We start from the raw sequence: 13,293 nt of genomic DNA, 5'->3' as shown, positions 1-13,293 counted from the left end.
CTGTAGGGGAACTACCGGGCGAGTGCAGAAGCCATTTTGCGCGAGATCCACGCAGTCGCAGCGCCGGGAGCGCGGCGACCGAGTACTCCCCGGGGGGGCCGCAGAGCGTCTCGCCAAACAGGTTCTCAGGGGGCAGCCTGGAGTTCTGCGTCTGAGAGCGGCACGTAGAGCGATCGTGCGTTTTGGCCCCGCATGGCCTGGGCCAGACGCTGCGCAAGGGACATGAGGATGAGCGGGACCCGAACGTTCCGCTCCGTCAGCTCCATGGCTTCTTCCACGAGGCCGACCATGCGCTCCAGGTCGGCGTCGGAAAGATTCTCACAGAAGCGTGCCACGGCCTCGGCCTGGTCCACGTTTACCAGCGGGGCCTCCTCCCCCATCGTGCGATACAGGATGAGATCCCGCACCCAGCGGAGCATGAGCTGCAGGACACTTTTCACACGCTCACGGCCCTGCTTCTGGAGCTCTTGGACGCAGCGATTGAGGGGATCCACCTTCTGCGCGTACGCCGCTCGGAAATAGTCGAGCACCAGCTCACGACTGGTCGTCAGGTCCTGGTTCTCGGTGAGCTCAAGCGCGTGGCTGTAGGAGCCGTCCGCCATGCGGGCAAGCATCGACGCCGCGCCCGGCTCCATGCCTTCCCGGTTCACCAGGGCCTGCTCGATCGTCTCCGGCCGGAGCGGGTCGAAGCGCAGGCGCTGACACCGAGACAGAATCGTGGGAAGCAGTTGCTCGGGCCGGTTCGTGGTGAGCAGGAAGATCGTTCGCGGGGGCGGCTCCTCCAGCAGCTTCAAGAAGGCGTTCGCGGCCTCCTCCCGCATCTTCTCCGCGTCGATCAGGAGGTTCACCTTGTACCGCCCCTCGCCCCGGGCCAGGCTCATGGGCTGGATCACGTCCTGCCGCACCTGATCGATCCGGTAGTAGACCTGCTGGTTGGAGGTCTCCGAAGGGTCAGAGAGGGACGGCCGCCGCACGTAGTCGATGGCGGCGTACGGGTTTTCGCCGAGCCGCCGAATTCGCTTGCCCATGTCCTCCTCGTCCCGGTCCGCCTCGTCACTCCACGGGTGCGGGAGGTGGACGTGCACGTCGGGATGGACCATGCGTCGCGTCTTGCGGCAGACCGGGCAGTCGTCGCAGGCTTCGTCGGTCTGCTCGGGACATTGCAGCGCCCGGGCCATCTCGTAGGCCACTGCGCGCTTGCCCACGCCATCAGGCCCGTGCAGGAGATAGGCGTGCGCGACACGATCCTGCTGCATAGCCCTGCGCAGCGTCTCGACGACTCGATCCTGGTTTAGAATGGAACGCCAAGCCATCTACGAGGCTAAATCCGCACAAAGTATGATGAACCGTTTCTTCTGTCTCCGATGGAATGTGCAGTTCACGGGCGGTGATCCCAATACCCCAATACCCGAGGAATCCAACGGGGGGCGCTGGGCTGAACACAGCCGCGGTCGCCCCGTGAAACGGAACGTCGCTGTTTTGACGGCCTTTTCCTCTCCTGGCTCATGAGTGCTTCCACCCACCGTGGTTTTACCTTTCAGTCGTACCGTCCAGACGGCTCCCCCACGGACAAGCATGCTCTACGGGCAACCCGAGGCCGAATCACGCTCTTCGTTGAGGTGACGGCGGGAGAGCTGCCCAACGGTTGGCACCTGCGCGATGTCCTGCGCTACGAAATTAACCGTCTCATGGATCCGGCGACCCTCCGCCACGTCGACCATCTGAACTGAGGGGGCTAGGCCCGGGGGTTTGTGCCCTGCCGACCTGCGTGCTCCCATCCACTGCTTCTTCACCCCACCCGAGAAACACCGGGCGCACGCCCGATCATATACAAATGTGCGAGTTCCATACCTGGCGTGGTAGCTCAGTTGGTTAGAGCGTCGGATTCATAACCCGGAGGTCGGGGGTTCAAATCCCCCCCACGCTACCGATGTCCTGCTGTCCCTAGGCCCGCCTTGAGCGCCGCTCAGGGCGGGTTTTTCGTGGCCAAGCCGTTTCCGGAGGCCACTCCATCTCCCGCCAAACGCCCGAACCGCCCAACTCTCGAAAGCGCGACGGGAACCGACCGTGAGGGGCTCATTGGAGGGACGCCGTGTACCAGCGGGGCCCTCCTCACCGTTCCGTCGCCTGGGGCGAAGAGGACTCGAGAAGCTTCTTGGTGCCGTCCGGTGCCACCTCAAACTGGCGGCCTGCCCAGTAGACACGGTTGGTTGAGAGGCTCCACAGGAATACCCCAAGCCACAGAAGCTCCGCCACGAGCGCGACCCAGAGTCGGGGCCAGAGGCCCTCATCGCGAACAAGGCGCGCGTTCGCGAACGCAAGGCTCCCAACCTTCCAGGCAAGGACCACCCCGAGCCCAACCAGTCCGAGCGGAACATGGGCTCCTAGGGCCCCAGCCGTGGCCAGAAAGGCCAGCGACCACGTTTCAGGCAGCGATGCGCCGGCAACGAAGGCGGGAAACCGCGGCAGATAGGTCCGAATGGTCACCATCCACCGGTGGTGCCGGCGCAGCACGGTGCGCCACGTTTCGGGGCCGCCGCCGACGCGCACCGGGCGCCTCAGAAGATGAAGGTCGAAGCCTGCCCCCTGGACGGCCTGGCCCAGCGGGATGTCCATGACGATCTGATCAGCGAACCTGGAGAGTCCCCCGACGGCCTCCAGGACGTCGCGCCGGGTGGCCATGAAGGCCCCCACCGCCCCAGGAAGCTCGCCCCGGTAGGCCGCAGCGCCGTGCAGGAAGGCCGAGTCGTTCACGAACACGTGGTTGAACGCGGCGGGGAGATTGGGACTGTCTGCACCCACCTGCGCCGCAAAGACAAGGCCCACCGACGGATCCGACAGAGGAGCGAGGAGGCGTCGGACGGCCCCCGGCGCCACCTGCACGTCGGCGTCGACGAACACGAGGCGGTCGTACCTCGCCTCCGACACCCCCGCGATGAGGTTCGCAATCTTCCCCGTCCCCGAAACCCCCTGTTCCTCGGCTACGACGACCCGAAGCCGATCACGACTCTTAGCGAGCGCTCGCACCTGATCCGTGGCGGGATCCGCACCCTCCTCGACGGCCACGATGGCCTCGACAGGGCCGACGCCGTCCTGCTCCAAGAGCCGATCTAGGAGGTCCGCAATTCCGTGAGGCTTCCCTCTGAGGGGCACGATGATCGATACTGCTTCGGTCTCGGCATCGTGCGGGGTCCCCTCCTCCGAGAAGTACGCCCACCCCTGCCAGTAGGTGGCCCCTGAACTCAAGAGCGCAATCGCGACCGGGACGAGAAGCGCAAGGTGGAGAGCCGTGCCCATCGCGCATTCACTTCAGCTGCCGAAAATTAGAGCGAGCGAGAAACCAATCGTCTATGCTCTCGCAACGGGAAGCTCGTCCCACCGCGTCGTGTACCTCGGGGAGCGCTTCTGTCGGCTCATCGTCCACGCCCGCTCGGAGGGGAGGCCGGTGGCCGCAAGGCCGATCGTTCCCTTTCCATAGGCTTGGTTGACCCGGTCGACGGCCGCCGTCAAATCCTCATCCTCCTTGCGGTCCCGCCCGAAGAGACTTTCCTGATGGGGCCGTGAGGGCCGGATGTCGTACAGACACACGCCCGCTTTCTTGTACCCGTAGCCGCCCCGATAGATTGGTTCGAGGAGCCGGCGAGAGGCCGCGACGAAGGGCGCTCCTCGGGCCGTATGTGCCCCCAGAGCGCCCGCCACGCCGTTCGAATAGTAGGGCCCATCGCCGAACCGCTTCGTCGTGATGAACACCTCCAGGCCCCGCGCCACCAGGTCCTCTTCCCGAAGCTTCTCCGCCGCGCGCTGGCTGTGTTTTGCCAGGGCCTCCCGGAGATTTTCTTTGGAGTGGACCCGTTCGCCGAACGACCTGGATCGTACCAGCGTCTTCCGGTCCGGGCGCACAAGCTCCAGATCCAGGCACGATCGGCCCCTCAGCTCCCACGCCGTCCGCAGGCCCACCACCGTCATCTCCGTTCGGATCCACGGGTCCGGCAGGGCCCGAAACTCCGCGGCGCTGGCGACGCCCTTCTCGTGGAGCGTCTCCTCGTAGGCGCTGCCGATGCCCCAGATGTCCCCGACCGGAACGCGTTCCAGCAGTTCTTCGAGTTCCGGCTCCGGCGGGCAGACGTAGGTGCCCTGCCCCCAGCCCACCCTTTTTCGAGCCTTGGCGTTCTCGTCGGCGATCTTGGCCAACGTCTTCGTCGGGCCGATGCCTACCCGGATGGGCACGCCGACCTGCCTGAGGATCTTCCGCCGGATCCGATCGGCCAGGCGCTGGAGGTTTTCTCGCTTCAGGGCTGGGAGCGTAAGAAACGCCTCATCGATCGAGTACCGCTCCAGCTGAAGGGCCTCCTCCCCGAGAATCGAGTGGACCCGGCGGGACATGTCCCCGTAGAGCGTGTAGTTGGAGGACAAGACCTCCGCTCCCATCTCCTCGAGTTCCTCGTCCCATTTGAACAGAGGAGCCCCCATCGGCACTCCCTCCTCCTTGAGCCGCTCCGAACGGGCGATGATACACCCGTCATTGTTGGAGAGCACGGCCAGTGGCATTTTCCGGAGGGAAGGGTCGAAGACGCGCTCACAGCTAACATAGAAGTTCTCACAGTCGATCAGAGCGTACACAGGGTTCATGAGTGTTGCTGTCTTACAGCTTCGCAGAGGTGCAGACTTGCCGATCAGTTCCTGGCTGAGGTCGGGAGAAGCCTCCAGGTGGGCATCTGCGGACGAGGGCCCCCGACAGGCGCCCTTGGCTGAAACAGCGGGCGGGGCCGCTCGACGCCCCTGCGGGCCCTCCGAACGACCGTCACGACCGGGCCATGGCTCGACGATTCGGGGGAGGTCAACCGGAAAGCGTGAGACATAGGTGGGTCGGCCGATCGGTACGCTGGTCAATCGCGACGCACACCCATAATACAAACCAGCACACATATTTCAAACATATCTTTTCTCCCTCCGCAGCCTCCCTCCACAGGGATTTTGGCCCCTCTATGGACGAACCCTGGCGTCCGAACAAGGCCAAGGCCATTTGATTCTATAAGCCCGTTTTTCGGGCGGGTCACTGTAAACCGCTAATTCAGTCGTTCCGTCGGATGCGCGTGTCCTTGAATACACTTGGAAACGACCTCTTGCTCTGCACCGCAATCGCGTTTGCCGGGGCCCTCCTGGCGGTCGGCCAGGCGAAGGCGCAGAGGGGGTTGGATCTCGAAGACGACACCCTGACCCAGGCTGTGCTCATCCACCCGCCGATCAAGGTCGCTAAACAGACGTATTCCCTAACCACCCGGGAGCACACCTACCGGTCTCAGCTCCGACTAGGCGACCAGCTGGCCCGAGACTTCACGGTACAAAAAGTCGGAGACGACGGGATTCCCCGGACCTACCGACCTGGGTCCGGGGGTGAACAAAACGAGGATTGGTACGGCTGGCGCAGCGACGTGCTGGCCCCGCTTAGGGGCACCGTTGCTCGGGTCGTGGAGCCGGATACCACGAACGTTCCGGGGACGATGATTCGGGAGGCACAGCCCGGCATCATTCTCTTCGAGGACCAGGAGGACAGTCTCACCGTCGCCTACGCCCACGTTCGGGAAATAGAGGTCGAGGAAGGCCAGACGGTCGAGCCGGGACAGGTCGTCGCCAAGGTCGGCAACAACGCCAACTCCCGGAACCCGCACGTTCACGTCGGGGCGTGGAAGGGAGACGCGTCTCTCCTCGGATCCACGACCGGCACGCCCCTCCAAATCCAGGTGGACCTCTACGCAGAAGAGCGGCACAGCACCGGAGAGGCCGAGGCTGGCGAGTAAGGAGTCCGACGCACGGGCCAAATTAGAAGCCGGGGCTCTCAGATTCTACTCACGGCCTCCGCGAGGCCCCTTCGTGTCCGACGCATGGTAGACCAGAGAGCCCGTTCCACTCGCAGGCACGATCTACATCCATGTACCTGTATCGGTTGCTATATGTGCTGTCGGGCCTTCTCCTGATCCTCGGAATCCTCCTGGTGCTCCCCGGTGCCGGACGGACCGTGGCGGCCATGCTTCCCTCCTCGCTTGAGGCGGAACTGGGAAAGCCCCCAATTCTTGCGCTCTTCGCTGGGGCATTCGGGGCACTTTTCGTCGCCCGCACCCTCCAGCTACTCGTCAACATCCGCGACAAGCTCTACCGGATCGAAAACGAACTTTCGGACTTCGACGGGTATCCCATGTAAACGCAGCGATCCCACTTGTGGGCCTGCTCAATCCGACCCGAGTGGAGGAGGGGCACGGGAAGTGGAGCACGTGCCGCCGTCGTGCGGACAGACGCCGGCCTCGGCGAAATCAGGGACGCTCTCCCAATTCAGACTGGTCATGACTGGAGGGGCTCTGTGTTAGAAAAGAGACGAGAGCTTGAACAAAACGGCCTCCTCCTATGAACTCGTTACCGGCCATCGGCTCGGCATTCCCCGCCCTCGCGCTCGCCCTCGGAGCTTTTCTCTGGGGCTGCAATGCTCAAGAAGACATCCAGTGGACGGAGTCGAACAACGTCCTTGCCACCATCGATCAGGACCGGCTTCGTATCGACAATCAGCGACAGGACACCATCTGGACTCGACAGTTTGGGCGTCGCATCCGTGCGCGCCTCCTCCTGGTCCCCCCCTCTGTCGACCGAGATGGAATACCGCCCGGAGAAGAGAAGGTTGTGCCTCTTCAGGAGATTCCTCTGGGCGATAATGAGGAAGAGGTGATCGTGTCCTGGTGGGAAGCGGTGACTACAGACGGTGAGCGACGAGCGAGTGAAACGAGGAGCCTCGTGGTCGAGTTGCCGTGATGATGGGGCCGTTGAAGGCGCCGGGCACAGGGCGCCCCGAGCACCATCAGCCGTAGGCAGTGGGGCCCTGAGAGTTGGGGCCATGCAAGCAACGAAACCAGCGTCTCTCCCTGCCGTCATTTTGCGCATGCAGGCCGGAATCTCTCTGGACGGAGTCCGGTAGCATCTAACAGATCAGAGAGCAGAGACCCATCGGCGTCGTCCCCCACTGCATCGGGTTTGCCGAGGCCTCTCTCTTCCTCCGCTCTGGCTGTTCCAATCGTCTCAACCATGGCCGTCCTCGTGGAAGGAATATCCGTCATTGTCCGCGCCCGTCCGATCGTCGAAAGATACGAGGGCGGCTGGGACGCCTTCGTTGCAGACTGTCCGAGCACGACCCTCTGCGCGGACGGGCAGCTGGTCTGCGTCAGCTTCATGGACCCGAGGGACGCCCAGCAGTTCGCCTCGATCCTTACCGCGAGGGGGCTAACCCACCGGGCCGACGGAGAGGCCGTCGACTTCGTGATCGCGGACCAACAGGAGGGCCTGTCGGCCGCCTGCAAGTGGGCAACGCTCGGGAAGGTCCCTGCCCCAGGGGCCGAGACGGAACGGGTAGTGGCCTGCCGCCTGGCTGGGTCGGACAATCAGACGCTCATGACCCCGGACGACTGGTCCTACGACGGGTCGCTCTCCGAGCGCTTTGGAACCAAGAAGACCGACGCGTCGAGCGATCACTTGGAATTTCTTCGCAGCGAAGGCGGCACTGACGTCTATCGGGACACCGAAACCGGCGAAGAGGTCATGGTCCGCCGGACGGGGAGCAGCTCCGACCGATAGAAGATGTGCGCTCGCTCGAGTCCACAGATGGACGGCCTCCCAAGCCCTCTGGCCTGACCTACAACCTGCCAGCCCTCGGACTGCGCGCCCCCCGCCTGGGGACGCCCGCTGAACCTGGGTCTGATGTTTCCGCTCCCGTCATCGCCCTCCACGACCGACCCTTCTCCGCCAATGACTGAGATCGACGATCCCGACCACGCCGGCGTAGCAGGAACCTGGCACATCACCGACATGGAAATGTGGGACGAGGACTACTTCAACAGGCAGGTCCAGGCCTACATTCGGATCCAAGAACGGGGCACCGGATCCTTCCAGTTCGGATTCGTATCTGGCTCCATCGACGGATACATCGAAGAGTGCGGTTCCGGGCCCCGATTCCGGTTTACCTGGGAAGGACGCGATGAGATGGATCCGGTGACCGGCGGGGGCTGGTTGGAGCCCGGAACCGGCGAGGAGGCCGAAGGAATGATCAAGTTCCACCAAGGAGATCGGTCGCGGTTCACTGCCCGAAAGGCCTCATAATTTCCGGGGAATACGACTCGTGAGCGCCTGTGGGCCAGATTCTTGTCCCCGCAGCCCCCGTCGGTGCTCCTCGTTGAACGCCGTTGCGGAGGCTCGCGCTTCACTCGCGGTTTCAGCAGGCCCCGATGTCCCCCTCCTTCGACGGCCTCGGTCCCCGAACCCATCCTCCCCTCGATCATCTGTCGCGCGGACGATGGCTCTACGACGGGACGCATCGAATAACCAGGGCCGTGGAGGAACCACGACCCGCTTCCGGACCCGCATCCTTCTCGCGCTGGTTGCCCTGTCGGTCTTCGTCGTCGGCGCCACGGTCCTCGGCCCGGGCAAGTTTGGCTGGACCGTGATGGCCCTCATCCTCTCGGGCTTGATATACCGCTACCGCTCCTCTTCCTGACTCGATGATGCAGGGCCCGTCCGCGGAGGCTCTTTGACTTTCCTGCGACGTTTCGTAACTTGCGAACACCTCTTCCCGAGCGGTCGCTCCGGGAGCGGCCCCGACTCACGCAATGCCATCTGGGCGCAAACACAGATCGACCCTTTCACAGCCCATGCCCGATTTTGATGATCTTCGTGCCGGTGACGACGTCCCCGAGGCCGGGTTTTCGGAGACGGTCCAGGCGGCGATGGACGTGCTCGAGGACTGCTACGCCGAACTCACGGTGCTAGACCGGCGGCTCCGCGACGAGGAGCTCGACCCGGCGCTCGACCTCGGCGACGAGGAGCTCCCCTCCCTGGCGGCACAGTCCGCTCGTGTTGCTGCCCGGCTCGAGGCGTGTGCCGGGGCACTGCGGGAGGCGTCCGATGCGAGCAAATCATAAGCTCCAACCGCGAGGACGCTCGGCACCTTCCCGTGTCGCCCCGCTGCCCGCCACGATTAGTCCCCCACGTTGCGCGGCTCTCTCCCGGGGCCGACCTTCGGGGTCGAGGGAGAGCGGTCGAGCGGGTTCGAGCACGCCCCGGGTCGGCGTGCTGGTCAGCGGAGGGTCCGAAAAGGAGCGTCCTGTAGATGGCACGCGACCACCAGTGACCAGTGTCTTGCATACAGCCTCTCGGATCGCTGCGGCCACGCTCGTATTTGCTCTGGTTTCTCTTTCTCCGGCGGCCGCCCAAAAGCCCACGGATTCGCTCCGACGTCCCCCTCGAGATTCCTTCGAGGTCCGCACCACTCTGGCCGGGTGGGCCGACCGCCGCCGGCTCTTTGTTCTGGACCGGAGGCACAACATCGGGGGGCGCCTCTACGATCGGGGGCTTTTTCGCCACATCACTCCGGAAACCCCCCGCGACTACGCCCACGAAATGCTCACGCAGCGCTTCCCCTCCGAAGCGTTTATCCGACAACGCCGGGCCGAAAACAGCCTGCTCGTCCGGACCGGAAGCGTCCGTCGCGACCTTCTGGCGTTTGTCTCCCGGATTCAGGGTCAGGCCCTCATGGACACTTCCCGCACGGTTTCCTTCGATGCCGTTCTCCGGCAGGATGGGCGGGCGTCAAGGGCCTTCTTGGAGATGGAGTACGCGTGGTCGCCGGCGGCCCATCATACCCTTGGCGTCCGGCATACCTTCTCAGAGTACAAGCGGGACCTGGATCTGACGGCCCTCTATCGGTATTCGAGCCGCCGTCTCGGTCGTGCCGAGGTTGCCCTCACGTTTCAAAACCTGTACAGCGACCTCATCGATCAGCAGCTCGGCATTGGCCCGGATGACCGGACTGTCATCCGGGACTACGCCCGTCATCCCTACCTCATCTCGTTTTCCTATGCGTCCCCCGCCCACCTTCCACTTCGGGGCGAGGTCGCCGGGGGCGTTCAGCCGATGAGCCGGGCAACCTACGAGTCCCAGAGGCAGCCCGCGTATCGGTATCGGGACCACAGGCGGATTCATTTTCTGGGGGCGCTGCTGGAGTACCGCTACGCCTAGTTTGCTGGAGGCCTCTTCTACAAGCGCGACGCAAGCAGGCTGCGCCGCGTGGGGAAGGGAGACGCCGTTTCTAGCCGCTACACGGCGCACCAGCGGTTCCAGCGATTCGGAGGTTTTCTCCGGGGACGCTGGGATCCATTCTGGGGCATGATACGAGGCTTCGTTGGTACTTACAGCGACCGGCAGACCGGACGCAACTACGCTGAGTCTCTCCTTCCACAGCAGATTGACTATGAGGAGGGGCAGCGGGGACTTCGGGGGCGCCTGTTCTACGAACCAGAGACCGGGCCGCTTGTCGGTCTGGAGTACGCCGCGTTCCAGCGCCACTACAGCGCGGACGACGACCCCAGTAGGGTGGGACAGGGATTCGTATTCGCCCCCTGGACGAAGCAGTACTGGGGCTTCGGGCCCAGCGACTATGCGCTCGTCGTCCATCTTGGGTACCGGTTCCCTCAGGGCCGGATAGTCGCCGGCGTCAGTTACGACATCGACGCGGACGACGATTTTCCGGCGGACCATTCGGAGAAAGAAAAAACTCGGCGGTTCGACGGCGGATTTGGCCGCCTTATCCTCACGTGGTAATCCCCTCGCCCGTCTGTCCAGTTCGCGATTGCACAGGGCAACAGAAAAACCCGCCCCAGACGGGACGGGTCTCTGTTTCATCAAGTTGAGGGTCGCCCCGTATCTACCCCACGGGAGAGGCGTTGAGCGCGCTGAGCCCCTTCTCGGTTCGCTCAGTCTCGAACGCCATCTGCTGGCCTTCTCGCAGGTCGTCGCCCCTCGTCGAGCCGGTAATGTTGCTGTGGTGGAGGAATACATCTTCGCCTCCGTCCTCGGGTTCGATGAAGCCGAATCCCTTCTCGCCATCGAACCATTTAACTGTTCCTTGTTGCATGGTGTACGGTCTTGTCTTGTGTGTGCCCCACCCTTCATTGCAGCGCAAACGAGCGGTGTTCTCGACGCAACGACGGTGACGCGACTTTGTGATGCTTTTTCCCACACCCCGGTATAGTCACAGTTCCCGTTGTTGACAGGCCTCGTCTCTTCTTCACGCATTTCCCGTTCGGCGGCTCCGTTCGAGGGTGGGTCGACCGCCGAGCGGCCGGTCCCCCCGGTAACTCTTGTTGGAGGGCCGGCACCGGGCGCATTCAGGAAGACCGAACGCCCCCGCGGCGGCAGTCACCCATTTCGGCCCGGGACGTTGGTTGAGTCGTCTGGAGAGCAGGGCCAGGACGCAACCTCTGCCCGCGTCAGGTCGTGGCGCGTTCCCTCAGTGATGAAAGGGACCTGCGATTCATCGGGGTCGTAGGGCGCCCGTACCCACTCCCATACGGTTCGGCCACTCGGCGCCACCTCCACAACCCGACCGGCCCTCGACTCGGTGAGAAGCAGGGTCCCGCCCGCCAGCAGCTGCCAACTGCCCGCCGTGGCGGTATAGAAAGGCGCCGAGTGGCGGGTCGGAAATCGCACCCTCACCGAATCTGTGTGGGGCTGGACAGTCACGACTCGACTTCCCCCGAGCATGGTTCCTCGTCTGGTGGGATCATTGTTGTTGTCGAACACACCGATCCATCCTTGCCCGATGAAGTCAGGATCGTGCTGGTGGATGAACGGGTGAGACCCGTGCCACTTCACGGTTCCGGACGCCGGATCGAATACAAACACGAGGCTGGGGTGCCGGAGCGAAACGAGCAGGTCACCGGCCTCGAAGAGCGGGTACTCGTCCGCCACAGAGGGATCGAGGGGCTCTACATCGTTCAGATGGGTGGGATCCGTGGGGATTTCGTGGGGGTAGGGCCCCAGGCCTTCAATGAGATGCCGTTCCAGATCATTCGCGTAGAGGATGTCAAGCACATTGATGCGGTCGAGCACCTCCCCATCCTGAGCGACGTGGAGAATTTGGTCTATCCACACGGGTTGTTCTATTCCCGGATAGCCATCGGGATAGCGGGCGCTCCGCGTGCGGCGCGTCGGGCTCACTCCGGGAATCCAGAACGAGCCGTCACTGGCCCGCGCGATCGAGTGGTGGGTTTTCTCTGCCAGCGTCCACAACACATCTCCGCAGGCGTCGAGCCGGGCTGTGCCAATGTAATCCAGGTTGACGAGCAGATTTCCGTCCGGGAACAGGTACGATCCGTGAAGCGCGGATTTTCGCGGGTTGCTGTGCAGGTCGACGGAGTCGGGAAAAAGCTCGGTCCTGTCTACTCGCCATTCGTGCACGGTTCGGCCCTGCCGGTCGATCAACTTGACCCCCGGACCGGATCTGCCGGCACCATCCCAGTTCCAGTAGCTCGCGACCAGCGTCATCCCTGGACGCATGCGTTCCGGCCTCGGACGGCGGGCCCCCTTCCGATCGTACACCCGAGGGCCCATGAACTGGGCCTGGTACGGCGCCGGCGACCAAGCCCGATACAGGGTCTTGCCCTGCTGCACTGCCTGCTTCAGGAACGCGTACGGAAACCACTTCCACCCCCCAACCGCGGCGCCGTACAGAAACGAGAGAACGGCAATAGACAGCGCAAACCAGACCTTGGCGAAAGACGGAAGACGGGCCATTTCGAGGACCACGCCAGGGGGACGTGGGGGGCAACGCGAGGGCTGGAGTCGACCAACTGGCGGAGGCCCGAGCGGCCGTCGCCGGTGCCGCCTGCAGGGCCGTGCAGCGGTGTTTACGACATCGTAAAAGTGTCGCCCGCCGGAGTCAAATGAAGACTCAGACCGTCGAGATCACTCTTGAGGCGGGGGAGGAGAATTCGCCTGGACCGTCAACTTCTCCGGAGACCGGTTGACAAATCGCCCAATCCCTGAAAGATCTTCACGCCCGGAAACGACTCAGTCGCGTTGCTCTCCGCGCAGGACGGCTTCTGCGCGTCTCCGGCACCAGTAGTCATTGTACGCAGGGCTCACTGGGAAGCGTTCGGTACGTTGGCCACCACGCCTCAGCCCTTGTCCGTCCCCCGGATCGCTCTCGAAGCGCTGCCCGCCTTCAGGGGCGCAGCCATCGTTGTAATCCTCCGTTCTGGAAGCCGCGTAGGACCCTCGCCCGGCGCAGAGGACTACTCGTTGGGCGGAAAGAGGAGGGCCCGGAGGAAAAACATCAGGCCAAAGCCGAGAAGCAGCACGAGGACGATGCCTCCGACGATACCGAGGAGGCTGATAATACCGAGAACCATGGTCTTGAGATGCAGCGTTTGGGAGAAAGAACGAAAAGCAACGTCACGGAGACCGACGGACGGTTGTGTT

At 63.7% G+C, this 13,293-nt stretch carries 16 protein-coding genes and 1 tRNA gene; 11 read left to right on the top strand and 6 right to left on the bottom strand.

The window, feature by feature from the left end:
* Positions 1-125: 125 nt before the first annotated feature.
* Positions 126-1,313 (bottom strand): DNA polymerase III subunit delta', encoded by a 1,188-nt coding sequence (gene holB, locus ABEL04_RS12395; protein ID WP_375802707.1) that lies wholly within the window; start codon positions 1,311-1,313, stop codon positions 126-128.
* A gap of 192 nt (positions 1,314-1,505) precedes the next feature.
* Here holB and ABEL04_RS12390 point away from each other — a divergent pair, with 192 nt between their 5' ends.
* Both ABEL04_RS12390 and ABEL04_RS12385 read left to right on the top strand, forming a co-directional pair.
* Positions 1,506-1,730: a hypothetical protein gene (locus ABEL04_RS12390; protein WP_375802706.1), complete on the top strand. Its 225-nt coding sequence runs from the start codon at positions 1,506-1,508 to the stop codon at positions 1,728-1,730.
* A gap of 123 nt (positions 1,731-1,853) precedes the next feature.
* Positions 1,854-1,927 (top strand) — tRNA-Met (locus ABEL04_RS12385).
* Positions 1,928-2,112: 185 nt separating this feature from the next.
* On the opposite strand, the gene ABEL04_RS12380 is transcribed toward ABEL04_RS12385, so the two are convergent.
* Together ABEL04_RS12380 and ABEL04_RS12375 are read right to left on the bottom strand one after the other, a co-directional pair.
* The gene (locus tag ABEL04_RS12380) at positions 2,113-3,297 is read right to left on the bottom strand and encodes a glycosyltransferase (RefSeq protein ID WP_375802705.1); all 1,185 of its coding nucleotides are present in this window, start codon (positions 3,295-3,297) and stop codon (positions 2,113-2,115) included.
* A gap of 51 nt (positions 3,298-3,348) precedes the next feature.
* A complete protein-coding gene (locus ABEL04_RS12375) occupies positions 3,349-4,629 on the bottom strand; it encodes a Y-family DNA polymerase (protein ID WP_375802704.1) in 1,281 nt (426 codons plus the stop codon).
* Positions 4,630-5,087: 458 nt separating this feature from the next.
* Here ABEL04_RS12375 and ABEL04_RS12370 point away from each other — a divergent pair, with 458 nt between their 5' ends.
* From ABEL04_RS12370 to ABEL04_RS12330, 9 genes are all read left to right on the top strand, one after another.
* Positions 5,088-5,798 (top strand): M23 family metallopeptidase, encoded by a 711-nt coding sequence (locus tag ABEL04_RS12370; RefSeq protein ID WP_375802703.1) that lies wholly within the window; start codon positions 5,088-5,090, stop codon positions 5,796-5,798.
* Between the two features lie 131 nt (positions 5,799-5,929).
* Positions 5,930-6,199, top strand: coding sequence for a hypothetical protein (locus ABEL04_RS12365; RefSeq protein WP_375802702.1), 270 nt, complete (start codon positions 5,930-5,932; stop codon positions 6,197-6,199).
* A gap of 200 nt (positions 6,200-6,399) precedes the next feature.
* Positions 6,400-6,798, top strand: coding sequence for a hypothetical protein (locus ABEL04_RS12360; protein WP_375802701.1), 399 nt, complete (start codon positions 6,400-6,402; stop codon positions 6,796-6,798).
* A 270-nt stretch (positions 6,799-7,068) separates the two neighbouring features.
* Positions 7,069-7,614, top strand: coding sequence for a hypothetical protein (locus ABEL04_RS12355; protein WP_375802700.1), 546 nt, complete (start codon positions 7,069-7,071; stop codon positions 7,612-7,614).
* Between the two features lie 171 nt (positions 7,615-7,785).
* Positions 7,786-8,136: a hypothetical protein gene (locus ABEL04_RS12350; RefSeq protein ID WP_375802699.1), complete on the top strand. Its 351-nt coding sequence runs from the start codon at positions 7,786-7,788 to the stop codon at positions 8,134-8,136.
* A 193-nt stretch (positions 8,137-8,329) separates the two neighbouring features.
* Positions 8,330-8,530 carry a hypothetical protein gene (locus tag ABEL04_RS12345; protein WP_375802698.1) on the top strand — a complete coding sequence of 67 codons (201 nt, stop codon included), beginning with the start codon at positions 8,330-8,332 and terminating at the stop codon, positions 8,528-8,530.
* 154 nt (positions 8,531-8,684) lie between these two features.
* On the top strand, positions 8,685-8,954 hold the full coding sequence (locus ABEL04_RS12340; protein ID WP_375802697.1) for a hypothetical protein: 270 nt from the start codon (positions 8,685-8,687) through the stop codon (positions 8,952-8,954).
* Positions 8,955-9,171: 217 nt separating this feature from the next.
* Entirely contained in the window at positions 9,172-10,050 is an 879-nt protein-coding gene (locus ABEL04_RS12335) for a hypothetical protein (protein WP_375802696.1), read from the top strand.
* Between the two features lie 147 nt (positions 10,051-10,197).
* Positions 10,198-10,632 carry a hypothetical protein gene (locus tag ABEL04_RS12330; protein ID WP_375802695.1) on the top strand — a complete coding sequence of 145 codons (435 nt, stop codon included), beginning with the start codon at positions 10,198-10,200 and terminating at the stop codon, positions 10,630-10,632.
* A gap of 103 nt (positions 10,633-10,735) precedes the next feature.
* On the opposite strand, the gene ABEL04_RS12325 is transcribed toward ABEL04_RS12330, so the two are convergent.
* The 3 genes from ABEL04_RS12325 to ABEL04_RS12315 all read right to left on the bottom strand — a co-directional run.
* Positions 10,736-10,945, bottom strand: a complete 210-nt coding sequence (locus tag ABEL04_RS12325; protein ID WP_375802694.1) for a cold-shock protein — start codon at positions 10,943-10,945, stop codon at positions 10,736-10,738.
* Positions 10,946-11,229: 284 nt separating this feature from the next.
* Complete coding sequence (locus ABEL04_RS12320; protein ID WP_375802693.1) at positions 11,230-12,606, bottom strand: arylsulfotransferase family protein; 1,377 nt, start codon at positions 12,604-12,606, stop codon at positions 11,230-11,232.
* A 500-nt stretch (positions 12,607-13,106) separates the two neighbouring features.
* The coding region (locus ABEL04_RS12315) for a hypothetical protein (protein ID WP_375802692.1) at positions 13,107-13,293 on the bottom strand (187 nt) is incomplete at its 5' end.

Origin of the sequence: Salinibacter sp. (assembly GCF_042218895.1) — a bacterium.
GTDB lineage: Bacteria > Bacteroidota > Rhodothermia > Rhodothermales > Salinibacteraceae > Salinibacter.
The sequence above is the reverse complement of the archived record's forward strand: the minus strand, read 5'-3'. Positions and strand labels throughout refer to the sequence as shown.